Raw genomic sequence first — 15047 nt, 5'->3', positions numbered from 1 at the left:
AGCCTGTGACACCCGTGCGATGCCTGTGCGACGGAGGTGCCGGACGGGAGGCCGGCGCCCCAGGTGCGGGGGGCTTTTCGGGGTGTGCCGCCTCCTCGGGCGGAGCCTCGCTCTCCGATTGGCCGTATCCGCGCCGCGAGAACCGGGTCCGGTCCGCGTCGTGCGACGGGTTGGGTCCGTGTCGCGAGAACCTGGTCCGGTCCCGGTCGTGCGAAGGGTTCGGTCCGCGCCGCGAGGACCTGCTCAGGTCCGTCGTGCGACGGGTCCGGTCCGCGCCGCGAGAACCCGGCCCGGTCCGCGTCGTGCGACGGGTTCGGTCCGGGTCGCGAGAACCTGGTCCGGTCCGGGCCGTTGACGCCCCGCGGCCCGGCCGCGAGGATGGCCGGCGCCCGCTTGGGAGCGCTCCCACTCTTGTTGTGCTCCCCACCACCCCCCTCGGAGGAGTCCGGACGTGAACCGACGCAGAACCGCCCTGCTGTCCCTGACGGCCCTGCTGGCGGCGGGCCTCACCGCGATGCCCGCCGGACCGGCGGGAGCCGAGGAGGTCGAGACGATCAGGAACGGCACCTTCGACGCCGGCGCCGACTCCTGGTGGACCAGCGGCGTCACCGCCGCCACCACCGGCGGCACCCTCTGCGCCGACGTACCCGGCGGCACCGCGAACACCTGGGACGCCGCCGTCGGCCAGAACGACCTCCCGCTCGTCAAGGGCGAGTCGTACCGCATCGCCTTCCGTGCCACCGGCACCCCCGCCGGCCACTCCGTCCGCGCGGTCGTCGGCCTTCAGGTCGCCCCGTACGACGCCTACTACGAGGTCGTGCCGCAGCTGAGCGTCTCCGGCGACACCTACACGTACACCTTCGCCTCCCCGGTGGACACCGCCCAGGGACAGGTCGCCTTCCAGCTCGGCGGCGCCGCCGAACCCTGGCGCTTCTGCCTCGACGACGTCTCCCTGCTCGGCGGGGTGCCCCCGGAGGCGTACGAACCCGACACCGGTCCCCGCGTCCGGGTCAACCAGGTCGCCTACCTGCCCCGGGGCCCCAAGAACGCCACCCTCGTCACCGACGCGACCGGCCGCCTCCCCTGGCAGCTGAAGGACGCGGCCGGCGCCGTCGTCGCGCACGGTCTGACCCTCCCGCGCGGAGTGGACCCGTCCTCCGGGCAGAACGTCCACACCCTCGACTTCGGCGCGCACCGGCGCACCGGGCAGGGGTTCACCCTCGTCGCCGACGGCGAGACCAGCCGCCCGTTCGACATCGGCACCGAGGCGTACGACCGACTCCGCCTGGACGCCGCGAAGTTCTACTACACCCAGCGCAGCGGCACCCCCGTCCGCGACGACCTGCGCCCCGGCTACGGCCGCGCGGCCGGCCACCTCGGCGTCGCCCCCAACCAGGGCGACAGCGCGGTCCCCTGCCAGCCAGGCGTCTGCGACTACACGCGGGACGTCACCGGCGGCTGGTACGACGCCGGGGACCACGGCAAGTACGTCGTCAACGGCGGCATCTCCGTCTGGCAGCTCCTCGCCACCCACGAGCGCGCCCTGCACGCCCGCACCGGTGACCCCGGCGCCCTCGGCGACGGCACCCTCGCCCTCCCCGAGAGCGGCAACGGCGTCCCCGACATCCTCGACGAGGCCCGCTGGGAACTGGAGTTCCTGCTCAAGATGCAGGTCCCGGCCGGCGAACCCCTCGCCGGCATGGCCCACCACAAGATCCATGACGAGCAGTGGACCGGCCTGCCGCTGATGCCCGCCGACGACCCGCAGAAGCGCGAGCTGCACCCGCCCACCACCGCCGCCACCCTCAACCTCGCCGCGACCGCGGCCCAGGCCGCCCGCCTCTACGAGAAGTACGACGCCCGGTTCGCGGCCACCGCGCTCACCGCCGCCCGCACCGCCTGGGCCGCCGCCCTCGCCCACCCCGACGTCCTCGCCTCCGAGAGCGACGGCGTCGGCGGCGGCACCTACGCCGACCGGAACGTCGCCGACGAGTTCTACTGGGCCGCCGCCGAGCTCTACCTCACCACCGGCGAGAAGGAGTTCCAGGACCACGTCCTGACCTCACCGCTGCACACCGCCGACATCTTCGGCCCCGTCGCCTTCGACTGGGCCGCCACCGCCGTCCCCGCCCGCCTCGACCTCGCCACCGTCCCCAGCCGCCTCCCCGGCCGCGACCGGGTCCGCGGGTCCGTCCGGGCCGGCGCCGACCGCTACCTCGCCACCCTGAAGGCCCACCCCTACGGCATGCCGTACGCCCCCGAGGGTCAGAAGTACGACTGGGGCTCCACCCACCAGATCCTCAACAACGCCGTCGTCCTCGCCACCGCCCACGACCTCACCGGCGGAGCCAAGTACCGCGACGGAGCCGTCCAGAGCATGGACTACGTCCTCGGCCGCAACGCCCTCAACCTCTCCTACGTCACCGGCTACGGCGAGGTCCACGCGCGGAACCAGCACAGCCGCTGGTACGCCCACCAGCTCGACCCGAACCTCCCGCACCCGCCCGCCGGCTCGCTCTCGGGCGGCCCCAACTCCAGCATCCAGGACCCGCTCGCCCAGGCGAGGCTCAAGGGCTGCACCGGCCAGTTCTGCTACATCGACGACATCCAGTCCTGGTCCACCAACGAGATCACCATCAACTGGAACTCGGCCCTGACCTGGATGGCCTCCTTCGTGGCCGACCAGGACTGATCCGCCGCCCCCGTGCCCCGACCCCCGTCACCCCGTCCCGGAGCGCTTCGCCCGGAAGGCGCGCCGGTAGGCGGCGGGGGTCGTGCGCAGGGCCTCGTGGAAGCGGCGCCGGAGGTTCACGGCCGAGGAGAGGCCGACCCGCCGGGCGATCGTCTCCACCGGCAGGTCCGTCCCGCCACCGCCCTGGCCAGCCCGCACCACTTCCTCCTGGTCTCGGCGGGCACCTGCGTGGCGGCGAGCGCGGCGCTCCTCGCCGTCCCGGCGATCCGCGGACTCCGCCGCGCCCCGAGCGCCTGAGCGGGCGACGGAGGGACGAGACGGAGGAACGATCAGGGAGCGGCGTCCCCCCGTCGGCTCCGGGGCGGGAGGATCAGGGAGCGGCGTCCGCCGGCGGCTTCGCGGCGGGACGATCAGGGAGCGGTGTCCCCCGCCGGCTCCGCGGCCCCCAGCGGCTCCGCGGCGGGAGGCTCGTCCCAGTCCCAGGTGCCGACGTAGGCGGCGCTGCCCGTGCGCCGGGCCTCCGCGAAGGCGGTGAGGCGGACGAAGTCCCGCGGCGGCATCAGGGCCCGCCACTCCTGGAGCGGGAGGACGCGGACCTCGTCGTGCTCCGCCGGGTCGAGGACGAGCTCCTCGATCTGCCGGTCGCTGAGCCGCCCGCCGTCGAAGACGTACCCGGCGGTCGCCAGCGGCCACGCGGCGCCCGGCAGGCCGAAGACGGCCGCCAGCAGACGAGGGGGCCCGGCCACCACGAGTCCGGTCTCCTCCTCGGTCTCCCGCACGGCGGTCTGCCAGGGCCGCTCGCCCGCCTCCGCCGTACCGCCCGGCAGCTGCCAGGGGTGCTCGTCGCTGTAGACGGCGTGGAGCTGCACCGGCCGGTCCTCCCCGTCGGTGAAGTACACCGCCCCGAACAGGGTGGCCTTCGGCAGCGTCGCGACGAACTCGTCCACGGGGAGCAGGGCCGGCGCGGCGGCGGGGGCGGTGGGCACGGGCAGGGGCTGCATGACGGGTCTCCGTGGGGCGGGGGGGGCGGGTCGCCCGTGTTCAACGAGCGCGACCCGCCCGGCGTGCACAGGTGTTTCGGACGCGCCCCGCGCCGTCCCCCTGTCCGGTCCGCCCTCCTCACCCGTCCCACCTGCGGATACCGCGGAGTAGGGTGCATCGGGACCGAGAGCGTCCGACCGTCACGACCCGAAGGGCCGCCGCATGACCGAGCAGGTCGAACAGACCGTCACCCCCGCCACCCCCGTCGTCCGCCGCGTCGACGAGCGGCACCGGTACGAGATCCTCGTCGACGGAGCGCGGGCCGGACTGACCGCGTACCGCGACCGCGAGGACCGCCGGGTGTTCTTCCACACCGAGATCGACGACGCCTACGCGGGCCGGGGCCTCGCCGGGATCCTCGTCGAGCAGGCGCTGACCGACGTGCGCGCCGCCGGCCTGCGGATCGTGCCCGTCTGCCCGTACGTCGCCAAGTTCCTGAAGAAGCACGAGGAGTTCGCCGACATCACCGACCCGGTCACCCCCGAGGTGCTGAGCTGGCTGGACGCGCGGCTCGGCCGCTGACGCGCCTCCGTCCGGGCGGGTCGGCGACGCCGACGAGGGCGGCGTGGCCGAGCGGGGCGGGGTGTCGAACAGGGCGGGGGCGGTGTTCACCCCTCGGTCCATCGCTCGGCGTCGCGGAGCGCGGTGCGCAGCGCGTCGAGTTCGTCGGCGTCGAGGTTCTCCACGAAGCGGGCGAGGGCGGCCGTGCGGTCCTCGCTCGCGCCGAGGCCGTCCTCCATGAGGGCGGCGGCGTAGGCCTCGCGGGTGGCCGAGGCACGGTAGAGCCAGACCCGCCCCTCGCGGGTGCGGGTGAGGTGGCCCTTGTGGAAGAGGATGCCCGTCACCGTGGTGACGGTGGTGTAGGCGACGTCGCGGTGGCGGTTGATGTCGTCGACGACCTCGCGCACGGTGGCGGGGCGCTGCCACCGCCAGAAGCGGTCCATGATCTCCGCTTCCAGCTCCCCGAGCCGACGCATGCGTGCCCGTCCTCTCCGCCGATCCCGGCCCTGGTCGCGGCCCTGGTGCCGGTCGCGCGACCGGCCCTGGTCCCCGGCCCCGCGACCGGCCCCGCGACCGGCCTCAGCGTAGTCGGGCCGGTCGCGGGGCCGGCCGGGGCGGCGGTGCGCCCGGTCCTGCTGTGGTACGGGCGCGGGCCGAGGCTCAGGCCCGGCCGGGACGGTCGTGGCCGGCGTCCTCGACGGCCCCCGGCGACCACCGCGCCGTAGGGCGGCGCGGTGGCCACGGGGCCCTCGGGCGGCCCGGCGGCCACCGCGCCGTAGAGCGGCCCGGCGGCCACGGCGTCGTCGAGTCGAGTGGCGCGGAGCTCCTGAGCCCATCGGCGCAGTCGATGCCTCGCAGGGGCGGGACGACCGTGGGCGTTCGGCTCAGAGGCCGCCGGGGCCCGGGATCTCCAGCGCCCTCGCGTTGCGTTCCCACCCGGACCACAGGCGGCTGTCCCCGCAGGCGCCGCAGTCCGGGCCGAAGAAGAGCCCGCGCGCGTTCTCGTCGCCCATCAGCCAGAACCGCAGCCACGCGGTCGTCGGCGCGCGGAAGTCCCCGCCGTCCCCGATGGACGACAGATGTCCGGCGCCGCGCACCTCCCCGTACACGGCCGGCAGGTGCCCCGAGTCGCGGTACAGCGCCTTCACCAGCGCCGGCCACACCGTCAGATCGCGCTGCCCGGCCAGGTAGAAGACCGGCACGCCGGTGAGGTCCGGGTCGGTCAGCGGTCCCGGCTGGATCGGCACCGTCGTGTCCACCCGCGCGTCGATCGCCGCGTTCACCGCCGCCGCCCCGCCCTGCGAGTGCCCCGCCGAGCCGATCCGCTCCAGGTCCACCCTGCCGAAGTACTCGCTGCCGGGGTCGGCGTTCCGCCGCTCCAGCACGTCGATCCCGGCCCGCATGCTGATCGCGAAGTTCGAGGTGGGCGTGTTGGCGGCGGCGACGATGAAGCCGTGGCTCGCCCAGTGCCGCAGCAGCGAGCTGTAGAACCCGGGTACGGCCCCGGTGCCGTTGCCCCAGATCACCACCGGGTGCCGCTCGCCGGACGGGCCCATCGTGCGCGGGTGGTAGAAGGTGTGCACCGCCTCGATGTCGACTTCGACCTCGTACGGGCCGGGCTCGCCCCAGGCGGTGCCCACCGACGGGATCCCGCCGGTCGTCGCCGTCCCGGGCTCCGCCGTGGCGGGTGTCGTGCCGAGCGCCAGCAGCACGGCGAGCAGCAGACCGCCGAACAGGCGGCGCCTCGTTCTCCCTGGCATGGGAACTCCTCTGTGGTTCCGTACGGTCGCGCGTCCTCGCGACCGTGGCCAGGGACATCGTGGAGCGGCCCGGCCCGCGTGTCTGTGCGCGCGGGCCCAGTCCTGCGCGGCCCGGCCTGTGCAACTGCCCAGTCCGGACGTACCGTCAGCCGTCAGCCGTCAGCCGTCAGCCGTCAGCCGTCAGCCGTCAGCCGTCAGCCGTCAGCCGTCAGCCGTCAGCCGTCAGCCGACGGCCGCGCCTCCTCCGCCGGCGCGGCCCTCCGCCGGCGTGCCCCTCCGTGCCCGCAGGGTCAGTGCCGCGTACAGTCCGCCGGACACGACCAGGCCCACCAGCCAGCCGAAGTCGTCGAGCGGGGCGAGGAAGGGCAGCAGCGGGCCGTCCGACGCCGCCCCGGCGCCCTCCCGGGAGCCGCCCACCGCCAGCAGGCCGCCCACCACGAAGGCCACGACGGCCCGCCAGTTCCAGCCGCCCGCGTACCAGTACGGCCCCCCGGCCCGGTACAGCTCCGCCGGCCGCAGCCGGGTCCTGCGCACGACCCAGTACTCCACGACGAGGATCCCGGACACCGTGCCGAAGAACCCCTCGGCCAGGTTCGCCCAGGCCAGCACCTGGTAGTCGCTGCTGCTCCGCGCCCACCACGCCACCGCCGTGCCCACGAGGGCCGCCAGCACCGCCGCGCCCCGGAAGCCGATCACCGACGGGGCGGTGCTCGACAGGTCGTACCCCGCCGACACCAGATTGAGGCCGAGGTTGGCGCAGAGCGTGGCGACGATCAGCATCGTCGCGGCGAGGAGGCTGCCGGCCGGCATGTCGTCCAGCGCGTGCAGGGTCAGCGAGCCGGAGTACCCGTCCGTTCCGTACGAGGAGAGCGACATCAGCGCCATCGTGTACAGCACGATCCCGGTCATCAGGACCGGGAGCAGCAGCCCGACGCCCAGTCGCCGCCGGGAGCCCTCCGCCCGTCGGCCGGGGGAGCCGAGATGCACCAGGTCCGGCACGGTCAGCCCGACGGCGGCGAACAGGGCCGTCGCGGAGGCCAGGGCCGGGGCCGCCGCCGACCAGAAGTCCCAGCCCCAGCCGATCGGCCGGGCCGGCTCGGGCAGCAGCGGACCCTCCCCGTGCGCGGAGGCCCACAGCATCGCCACCGCCAGCCCCGCGAGCAGGACCGGTGCGGCGAGGTCCGCGAACCGGCGCAGCCCGTTCGGACCCTTCGAGATGATCCACAACTGGAGACCCAGGAAGACCAGATAGGCCGGGCTGAGGAAGTCGCCGTAGCCGGAGCCGACCCGGTCGCCGGTGAGCAGCTGGATGCCCTGGACGCCGAGATCGGCCTGGAAGCCGAAGAGGACGCACGCCGAGGCGAACCGCAGCAGCGCGGGCAGCGCGGCTCCCCGCACTCCGAAGGCGCTGCGCGCGAAGACCGCGAACGGCACCCCGTGCCGGTCCCCGGCGTGCTCGACCAGCAGCGACGGCAGCAGGACGACGAGCTGCGCGAGGCCGACGATCAGCAGCGTCTGCGGCCAGGTGAAGCGGTCCTGGCCCGGCATCCCGGAGATCATCAGGTAGGACAGGCTCCAGGACACGCAGATCCAGATGGCCGCGAAGTCCCACCAGCGCCAGCGGAACTCACCCGTGCCGGCGGGGAGCAGATCCGCGTTGGAGAACCGCCGGTCCGGTGTCCCCTCCGTCTCCGCGTACGCGTGTTCGGCCCCGCTCACCGCGCACCCCGCCCCGTGCCGACCTCGTCCCGCCGACAGGCATGCCGCTCCACCGTACGTACCCCCCGGTACCCCCGTGACCACCTCGGTCGTCCGACCCGGATGTTCCCATGAACAGCCGCTGCACGCAGGTGAGTTGAGTCGTCCGCGAGGAGTGGAACGCGTGATTCCCGAGGGGGTGGGGAGAGTCGGGGACCCCGCGTTGACGCGGTCGGTTGACTTGTGTGACGGGTGGGGCGGATTGTCAAGCGGGGGTTCCGACGGGGTACGTGGCCGGAACCCATGCCGTCCGATCGGGCGTCCGACCCTCCCCCGGACCTCCCACCGGCCCGGCTGTCGCCGAGCCCCGGATCGCGTGGCGGAAAGCCGTCGGGGCGACCGGTAAACCAGAGCCGGAACAAGATCACCGCATCGAGGTAATGCCCCTCGGCTCTCCGGGCGGAGCGTGCTGACGGGCCGTTACTGTTCCCCGGGTCCGGACGGATGACCGGACGCCCTCCCTCCCTACCCTCCTCGACGGGTCCGGCGTGTCGCCGTGCCCGGTCCCCACCCTCGCTAAGGAGACCCCGGTCCGATGACCGTCGACACCAGCCCGGAAGCCCAGGCGGCACCCCCGCAGCAGTCCCTCAGCACCCACGCCGCCCGGAACCTCGCCTCGACCACCAAGTCCGCCCCGCAGATGCAGGAGATCACCTCCCGCTGGCTGCTGCGGACGCTCCCCTGGGTGGAGACCAAGGGCGGCGCCTACCGGGTCAACCGCCGGCTCAGCTACACCGTCGGCGACGGCCGGGTGGAGTTCGTCCAGGACGGCGCCACCGTCCGCGTGATCCCCCGCGAGCTCGGCGAACTCGCCCTGCTCCGCGGCTTCGACGACGTCGAGGTGCTCACCGCGCTCGCCGACCGCTGCGTCCAGCGCGACTTCTCCGCCGGCGACATCATCGTCACCCGCGGCAACGCGGCCGGCGAGATCCACCTCCTCGCCCACGGCCGCGTCAGCCAGACCTCCGAGGGTCCCTACGGCGACGACGTCGCCGTCGCCGTGCTCGGCGACGGCGACCGCTTCGGGGAGAACGCCCTCCTCGACGCCGACGCCACCTGGGACTACACGGCCACCGCCGAGACGAGCGGCACCCTCCTCACCCTCTCCCGCGCCGACTTCGCCGCGGTGAAGGCCAACTCCCCGGCGCTCCAGGCCCACATCGAGGCGTTCAGCACCCTCCCCGACCAGCGCCAGAACAAGCACGGCGAGGCCGAGATCGCGATGTCCTCCGGGCACGTCGGCGAGGCCGTCCTCCCCGGCGCCTTCGTGGACTACGAGCTCAAGCCGCGCGAGTACGAGCTCTCCGTCGCGCAGACCGTCCTCAAGGTCCACACCCGCGTCGCCGACCTCTACAACGGCCCGCACAACCAGACGGAGGAGCAGCTCCGTCTGACCATCGAGGCCCTGCGCGAGCGGCAGGAGCACGAGCTCGTCAACAACCGCGAGTTCGGCCTCCTCCACAACGCCGACTTCAAGCAGCGCATCCAGACCCACTCCGGTCCGCCCACCCCGGACGACATGGACGAGCTGCTCAGCCGCCGCCGGGGCACCAAGCTCTTCCTCGCCCACCCGCGGACCATCGCAGCCATCGGCCGGGAGTTCAACGCCCGCGGCCTCTACCCGGACCACGTCGACCTCGGCGGCCAGTCCGTCCCGGCCTGGCGCGGAGTCCCGATCCTCCCCTGCAACAAGATCCCGATCACCAAGGAGCAGACCAGCTCCATCATCGCCATGCGTACCGGCGAGGACAACCAGGGCGTCATCGGCCTCCGCCAGACCGGCATCCCGGAGGAGTACGAGCCCGGCCTCTCGGTCCGCTTCATGGGCATCAGCGAGCAGGCGATCATGTCCTACCTCGTCACCACCTACTACTCGGCCGCCGTCCTTGTCCCCGACGCCCTCGGCGTGATGGAGAACGTGCAGATCGCCCGCCGCCGCGACTGACGGCCCCGGCCGTCCCGCATCCGGGACGGACCACCCCACCCAGCAAGGAGCTACGGATGCCCGACCCCGGGCTCTCCCCCCTGCCGGCACACCTGCCCGCGGCGGCGGCCCGCCTCGGGGCCGACGTCCTCGACCGGGCCCTCACCGGCCCGGCCGGCGAGGCGCCCGCGCCGGAGGCCGCGCCCCGCTGGATCCCCGGCGGACCCAGCGGACTCGGCACGGCCAGCGTCTCGTTCACCCGTCCGGCACCGCTCCCGGTGCCGGCCGGGCTGCCTGACCCGGCCGACGGGCCGGCCGACGCCGTCCCGGCGGCCGAGGGCCGGCCCATCCCCGGCCTCTACTTCCACCCGGTCCCGGAGCCCGACCCCGCCCGCGTGGAGGAGGTCAGCCGCCGGATCAAGGACTGGGCCCTGGACGAGGTCCAGCTCTACCCGGAGGAGTGGGAGGGGCAGTTCGACGGCTTCTCCGTCGGGCGCTACATGGTGGCCTGCCACCCCGACGCCCCGACCGTCGACCACGTCATGCTCGCCACCCGGCTCATGGTCGCGGAGAACGCCGTCGACGACTGCTACTGCGAGGACCACGGCGGCTCCCCGATCGGACTCGGCGGCCGCCTCCTCATGGCGCACACCGCGCTCGACCCCCTCCACACCACGGCGGAGTACGCGCCGGCGTGGGCGGAATCGCTCGGCTCGGACGCCCCGCGCCGCGCCTACCGCTCCGCCATGGAGTACTTCGTCCGCGCGGCCTCGCCCTCCCAGTCCGACCGCTTCCGGCACGACATGGCCCGGCTCCACATGGGCTACCTCGCCGAGGCCGCCTGGGCGGAGACCGACCACATGCCCGAGGTGTGGGAGTACCTGGCCATGCGCCAGTACAACAACTTCCGCCCCTGCCCCACCATCACCGACACCGTCGGCGGCTACGAACTGCCGGCGGACCTGCACGCCCGGCCGGAGATGCAGCGGGTCATCGCCCTCGCGGGCAACGCGACCACCATCGTCAACGACCTGTACTCCTACACCAAGGAGCTCTCCAGCCCCGGCGTCCACCTCAACCTGCCGGTGGTGCTCGCGGAGCGCGAGAAGCTCTCCGAACGCGACGCCTACCTCAAGGCGGTCGAGGTGCACAACGACCTCATGCACGCCTACGAGGCCGCCGCCGCCGAAGTGGCCGCCGCCTTCGCCGTCCCCACCGTGCTGCGCTTCCTCAAGGGCGTCGCCACCTGGGTCGACGGCAACCACTACTGGCACCAGACCAACACGTTCCGCTACAGCCTGCCCGACTTCTGGTAGACGACCTCCACCGAGAAATGGATTCCTCTGTGACCACCGAGCTGACCTCCACCGAAGCCTCCGCGCGCATCCCCGGCCCGGCGACCCCGTACCAGGGCGACATCGCCCGCTACTGGAACGCCGAGGCCCGGCCCGTGAACCTGCGCCTCGGTGACGTGGACGGCCTCTACCACCACCACTACGGCATCGGCGCCGTCGACCACGCCTCCCTCGGCACCCCCGAGGACAGCGAGTACGAGAAGAAGCTCATCTCGGAGCTGCACCGACTGGAGTCCGCCCAGGCCGAGGTCCTCCTCGACCACCTCGGCCCGATCACCGCCGCCGACACCCTGGTCGACGCCGGCTGCGGCCGCGGCGGCTCCAGCGTGATGGCCCACCAGCGCTTCGGCTGCAAGGTCGAGGGCGTCACCCTCTCCACCACCCAGGCCGAGTTCGGCAACAGGCGCGCCCGCGAGCTCGGCATCGACGGCCACGTCCGCGCCCAGGTCTGCAACATGCTCGACACCCCGTTCGAGAAGGGCTCCATCACCGCCTCCTGGAACAACGAGTCCAGCATGTACGTCGACCTCGACGACCTGATGGCCGAGCACTCCCGCTTCCTCAAGGTCGGCGGCCGCTACGTCACCATCACCGGCTGCTGGAACCCCAAGTACGGGCAGCCGTCCAAGTGGGTCTCCCAGATCAACGCCCACTTCGAGTGCAACATCCACTCGCGCCGCGAATACCTCAAGGCAATGGCCGACAACCGCCTGGTACCCCAGGCCGTCATCGACCTGACCCCCGACACGCTGCCCTACTGGGAGCTGCGCGCCACCTCGTCGCTGGTCACCGGCATCGAGGAGGCGTTCATCGAGTCGTACAAGGACGGCTCCTTCCAGTACGTGCTGATCGCCGCCGACCGCGTCTGATCCCGCGCGCGGCCGGTCACCGAGCCGGGCCCGTCCTCCAGGACGGGCCCGGCCCTCGGCCTTCCCCCGGCCGCGACGCACCGGCGCCGAACCCCTAGGTGATTCGTCCGGGTCTGCGGCATCGTGGGGAGGCGCCCGCGGCCGTGCCATCGGGGGACAGCGGCCGGGCGGACAGACAGGGGGAACACGAACCATGGACCACGGGACACGTCCGAGACCCGGCGACCCGGAGCGGACGGAGGCGCGGGACCGGCCCGGACGCGGACGGGGCGTCCTCGAAGGGGCCTTCGCCCTCCTCGACGCGCTCCGCCGGTGCGGCGAGGAGGCCGGCGTCACCGAACTCGCCCTCGCCTGCGGGGTGCCCAAGGGCAGCGCCCACCGGCTGCTCGACCAGCTCGTCACCGTCGGCGCCGTGGAGCGACGTGGCTCCCGCTACCGCGTCGGACCGGAGCTCTACCGGCTCGGCCAGGCATGGGAGCCGCACCCGGGGCTCCGGCCCGCCGCCCGGCTGCCCGTGCAGCGGCTGCGCGCCGCCACCCGCGCCAGCGTCGTCCTCGCCGTGCTCCGCGAGGACCAGGCCATCGTCGTCGCCTCGGCCCCGGGAGAGCTGGAACCGCTGGTGCCGGTCCGCGACGGCACCGCCTTCCGGCTCGACACCGCCGCCGGCCACGCCCTGCGCGGCCCTCTGGGGGGCGGGCCCGTCCTCGACCGCGAGGACGTGATGGACGGCGTGTGCTGTGCCGCCTTCCCCGTCCGGGGCCGGGACGGGCGGACCGTCGCCGCGCTCGCCGCGATGGTGCCCGCCGGACGGCGGCTCGACGCCCTCGCCGCGTCCGTCGCCGAGGCCGGGGCCGCGCTCGGCCGCGCCCTGACCCGCGGCGTACCGCACCGCGCGGTCCCGGCCGCCGCGCTCGCCCCCTGAACCCGCCCCGACTCGACCGCCCCGCCGTTCCGTTGAGCGGAACGCGCGTAGAACGGAGCGGGCGAAGGGCGGCACAGTGAGGGACGTGCCGGGGGAACGGCACGGAGACACCGAGAAGCACGCACACCTTCGGGGGAGACACGACCATGCGCAAGAACCGAGCCGCACGCCTCGCCGCCACCGCCCTCCTCGGGCTCGGCAGCATCGCCGCCTTCGCCGGCACCGCCCACGCCGAGCCGATCGACTACGTCCGGATCGAACTCGTCGAACTGCACTGCCAGAAGAACAGCGAGGGCGACCACGACGAGGCCTACCTCAAGATCACCGACGCCAACGGCAACGCCGTCAAGGTCTGGCCGGGCAACGGCATCAGCTACCAGACCATGGGCACCGGCTACGTCCGCTCCATGGCCGACGGTAACTCCAACGCCGCGCTCATCCTCGGCAAGCAGCAGGCCCGCACCCTGACCCTCTGGGACAAGGACACCTTCGGCGGCGACGACAAGCTCGGCGCCACCCTCGTCACCGGCACCGAGGCCGGCGCCGAGACCCAGTGGCGCAGCGTCGAGGGCTCCGGCGGCGTCTACGTCATCGGCTACCGGGTCATCGACATCTGAGCAGTCGTCAAGAATGCGTGAGGGCTGTGCCGGTGACCCCGGCACGGCCCTCCGTCGCATCCGGCCTCAGACCGCGCCGGGCGCGTGCAGCTCGCCCGAGCGCGCCACCCGCGCGTACCAGCGGGCGCTGGTCTTCGGGGTGCGCACCAGGGTGTCGTAGTCGACGTGGACCATGCCGAACCGCTTCGCGTAGCCGTACGCCCACTCGAAGTTGTCGAGGAGCGACCAGAGGAAGTAGCCGCGGACGTCGACGCCGTCGGCCATCGCCCGGTGCACCGCCTCCAGGTGCGCGTGCACGAAGGCGGTGCGCTCGGGGTCGTGGACCCCGCCGTCCTCGCCGACCACGTCCTCGTACGCGGCGCCGTTCTCGCTGATCACCAGCGGCAGATCCGGGTACGCCTCGGAGGTGCGGCGCAGCAGGTCGTACATGCCGCTTGGGTCGACCGGCCACCCCATTGCCGTCCGCTCGCCCGGCGCCCGGTGGAAGGCCACCCGGTCGGCGCCCGGCCAGGGCGAGTGGGCGCTGTCGCCGTGCCCGTCGTCCTGCGGCTTCTCCTCGCCGTCGGCGACGTGCGCCACCAGGGTGGGCGCGTAGTAGTTGATGGCGAGGAAGTCGAGCGGCTGGTGCGCCGCCGCGGTGTCGCCGTCCCGGACGAAGGACCAGTCGGTCAGGTGCCGGGTGTCGGCGAGCAGGTCCTCGGGGTAGGCGCCCTCCAGCATCGGGCCCAGCCACACGCGGTTGCCGACGGCGTCGATCCGCCGCGCCGCGTCCAGGTCCTCGGCCGAACCGCTGCGCGGCCGCACCTCGTGCAGGTTGAGCGAGACCGCGATCTGACGGTCCGCCGGCAGCGCGGCGCGCAGCGCCTGGACGGCGAGCCCGTGGCCGAGGTTGAGGTGGTGGGCGGCGCGCAGCGAGGCGACCGGGTCGGTGCGCCCGGGGGCGTGCACGCCGGAGCCGTAGCCGAGGAAGGCGGTGCACCAGGGCTCGTTGAGCGTCGTCCACCGCTTGACGCGGTCGCCGACCGCGTCGGCGACGATCCCCGCGTACTCGGCGAACCGCTCCGCCGTGGCGCGCTCCGGCCAGCCGCCCGCGTCCTCCAGCTCCTGCGGCAGGTCCCAGTGGTAGAGGGTGAGCGCCGGCTCGATGCCGGCGGCGAGCAGCTCGTCCACCAGCGCCCGGTAGAAGTCCAGGCCCTTCTGGACGGCGGGACCCCGCCCGGTGGGCTGCACCCGGGACCAGGAGACGGAGAACCGGTAGGCGTTCAGGCCGAGTTCGGCCATGAGGGCGACGTCCTCACGGAACCGGTGGTAGTGGTCGACGGCCACGTCGCCGGTGTGCCCCTCGAAGACCTTGCCGGGGGTGTGCGAGAAGGTGTCCCAGATGGACGGGGTGCGGCCGTCCTCGCGGGCCGCGCCCTCGATCTGGTAGGCGGCGGTGGCCGCGCCCCAGAGGAAGTCGGTGGGGAACTGGCGGACGGCGGTGAGCGGCCGGGTTTCGGACGCGGTCATAGGAGGGCGCTCCCAACGCAGGGTACGGGTGGGCCCGGCCGGGTCCGGCGACTGCGGCGGACCCGGCGGAGCCGGGGGATGCGGTACGGAAGGGCGGTG

Annotated in this window: 13 protein-coding genes; 7 read left to right on the top strand and 6 right to left on the bottom strand. The window is 73.7% G+C overall.

Going from position 1 to position 15047, the window contains the following annotated elements; genetic code table 11:
* Positions 1-451: 451 nt before the first annotated feature.
* The gene (locus tag ACF1BN_RS00560) at positions 452-2692 is read left to right on the top strand and encodes a glycoside hydrolase family 9 protein (RefSeq protein ID WP_392329383.1); all 2241 of its coding nucleotides are present in this window, start codon (positions 452-454) and stop codon (positions 2690-2692) included.
* 27 nt (positions 2693-2719) lie between these two features.
* Here the strand turns inward: ACF1BN_RS00560 and ACF1BN_RS00555 are convergent, their stop codons facing one another.
* Together ACF1BN_RS00555 and ACF1BN_RS00550 are read right to left on the bottom strand one after the other, a co-directional pair.
* Positions 2720-2890, bottom strand: coding sequence for a hypothetical protein (locus tag ACF1BN_RS00555; RefSeq protein ID WP_392329382.1), 171 nt, complete (start codon positions 2888-2890; stop codon positions 2720-2722).
* Positions 2891-3102: 212 nt separating this feature from the next.
* Positions 3103-3693, bottom strand: coding sequence for an NUDIX domain-containing protein (locus tag ACF1BN_RS00550; protein ID WP_392329381.1), 591 nt, complete (start codon positions 3691-3693; stop codon positions 3103-3105).
* A gap of 202 nt (positions 3694-3895) precedes the next feature.
* On the opposite strand from ACF1BN_RS00550, the gene ACF1BN_RS00545 reads away from it, so the two are divergent.
* On the top strand, positions 3896-4255 hold the full coding sequence (locus ACF1BN_RS00545; RefSeq protein ID WP_392329380.1) for a GNAT family N-acetyltransferase: 360 nt from the start codon (positions 3896-3898) through the stop codon (positions 4253-4255).
* Between the two features lie 86 nt (positions 4256-4341).
* On the opposite strand, the gene ACF1BN_RS00540 is transcribed toward ACF1BN_RS00545, so the two are convergent.
* The 3 genes from ACF1BN_RS00540 to ACF1BN_RS00530 form a co-directional block, all read right to left on the bottom strand.
* Positions 4342-4710, bottom strand: coding sequence for a BlaI/MecI/CopY family transcriptional regulator (locus ACF1BN_RS00540; RefSeq protein WP_392329379.1), 369 nt, complete (start codon positions 4708-4710; stop codon positions 4342-4344).
* A 408-nt stretch (positions 4711-5118) separates the two neighbouring features.
* The gene (locus ACF1BN_RS00535) at positions 5119-5994 is read right to left on the bottom strand and encodes an acetylxylan esterase (RefSeq protein ID WP_392329378.1); all 876 of its coding nucleotides are present in this window, start codon (positions 5992-5994) and stop codon (positions 5119-5121) included.
* 222 nt (positions 5995-6216) lie between these two features.
* A complete protein-coding gene (locus tag ACF1BN_RS00530) occupies positions 6217-7713 on the bottom strand; it encodes a cytosine permease (RefSeq protein ID WP_392329377.1) in 1497 nt (498 codons plus the stop codon).
* Positions 7714-8287: 574 nt separating this feature from the next.
* Here ACF1BN_RS00530 and ACF1BN_RS00525 point away from each other — a divergent pair.
* From ACF1BN_RS00525 to ACF1BN_RS00505, 5 genes are all read left to right on the top strand, one after another.
* A complete protein-coding gene (locus ACF1BN_RS00525; RefSeq protein ID WP_392329376.1) occupies positions 8288-9697 on the top strand; it encodes a family 2B encapsulin nanocompartment shell protein in 1410 nt (469 codons plus the stop codon).
* 56 nt (positions 9698-9753) lie between these two features.
* Positions 9754-10992 (top strand): family 2 encapsulin nanocompartment cargo protein terpene cyclase, encoded by a 1239-nt coding sequence (locus ACF1BN_RS00520; RefSeq protein ID WP_392329375.1) that lies wholly within the window; start codon positions 9754-9756, stop codon positions 10990-10992.
* Positions 10993-11021: 29 nt separating this feature from the next.
* Complete coding sequence (locus ACF1BN_RS00515; RefSeq protein ID WP_392329374.1) at positions 11022-11900, top strand: geranyl diphosphate 2-C-methyltransferase; 879 nt, start codon at positions 11022-11024, stop codon at positions 11898-11900.
* Between the two features lie 193 nt (positions 11901-12093).
* Positions 12094-12822 (top strand): IclR family transcriptional regulator, encoded by a 729-nt coding sequence (locus ACF1BN_RS00510; protein ID WP_392329373.1) that lies wholly within the window; start codon positions 12094-12096, stop codon positions 12820-12822.
* A gap of 146 nt (positions 12823-12968) precedes the next feature.
* On the top strand, positions 12969-13439 hold the full coding sequence (locus tag ACF1BN_RS00505) for a hypothetical protein (RefSeq protein ID WP_392329372.1): 471 nt from the start codon (positions 12969-12971) through the stop codon (positions 13437-13439).
* A 66-nt stretch (positions 13440-13505) separates the two neighbouring features.
* Here the strand turns inward: ACF1BN_RS00505 and ACF1BN_RS00500 are convergent, their stop codons facing one another.
* Positions 13506-14948, bottom strand: a complete 1443-nt coding sequence (locus ACF1BN_RS00500) for a GH1 family beta-glucosidase (protein WP_392329371.1) — start codon at positions 14946-14948, stop codon at positions 13506-13508.
* Positions 14949-15047 lie beyond the last annotated feature (99 nt).

The organism is Streptomyces sp. NPDC014861 (assembly GCF_043081625.1).
In the GTDB taxonomy this organism is placed as follows: Bacteria; Actinomycetota; Actinomycetes; order Streptomycetales; family Streptomycetaceae; genus Streptomyces.
This window is presented reverse-complemented; position numbering and strand designations above follow the sequence as displayed.

Bases quoted from the DNA above. Each gene is read 5' to 3' on its own strand.
- ACF1BN_RS00520 (WP_392329375.1), top strand. From the start codon at position 9,754: ATGCCCGACCCCGGGCTCTCCCCCCTGCCGGCACACCTGCCCGCGGCG.
- ACF1BN_RS00500 (WP_392329371.1), bottom strand. From the start codon at position 14,948: ATGACCGCGTCCGAAACCCGGCCGCTCACCGCCGTCCGCCAGTTCCCC.
- ACF1BN_RS00550 (WP_392329381.1), bottom strand. From the start codon at position 3,693: ATGCAGCCCCTGCCCGTGCCCACCGCCCCCGCCGCCGCGCCGGCCCTG.
- ACF1BN_RS00525 (WP_392329376.1), top strand. From the start codon at position 8,288: ATGACCGTCGACACCAGCCCGGAAGCCCAGGCGGCACCCCCGCAGCAG.
- ACF1BN_RS00540 (WP_392329379.1), bottom strand. From the start codon at position 4,710: ATGCGTCGGCTCGGGGAGCTGGAAGCGGAGATCATGGACCGCTTCTGG.
- ACF1BN_RS00535 (WP_392329378.1), bottom strand. From the start codon at position 5,994: ATGCCAGGGAGAACGAGGCGCCGCCTGTTCGGCGGTCTGCTGCTCGCC.
- ACF1BN_RS00545 (WP_392329380.1), top strand. From the start codon at position 3,896: ATGACCGAGCAGGTCGAACAGACCGTCACCCCCGCCACCCCCGTCGTC.
- ACF1BN_RS00505 (WP_392329372.1), top strand. From the start codon at position 12,969: ATGCGCAAGAACCGAGCCGCACGCCTCGCCGCCACCGCCCTCCTCGGG.
- ACF1BN_RS00510 (WP_392329373.1), top strand. From the start codon at position 12,094: ATGGACCACGGGACACGTCCGAGACCCGGCGACCCGGAGCGGACGGAG.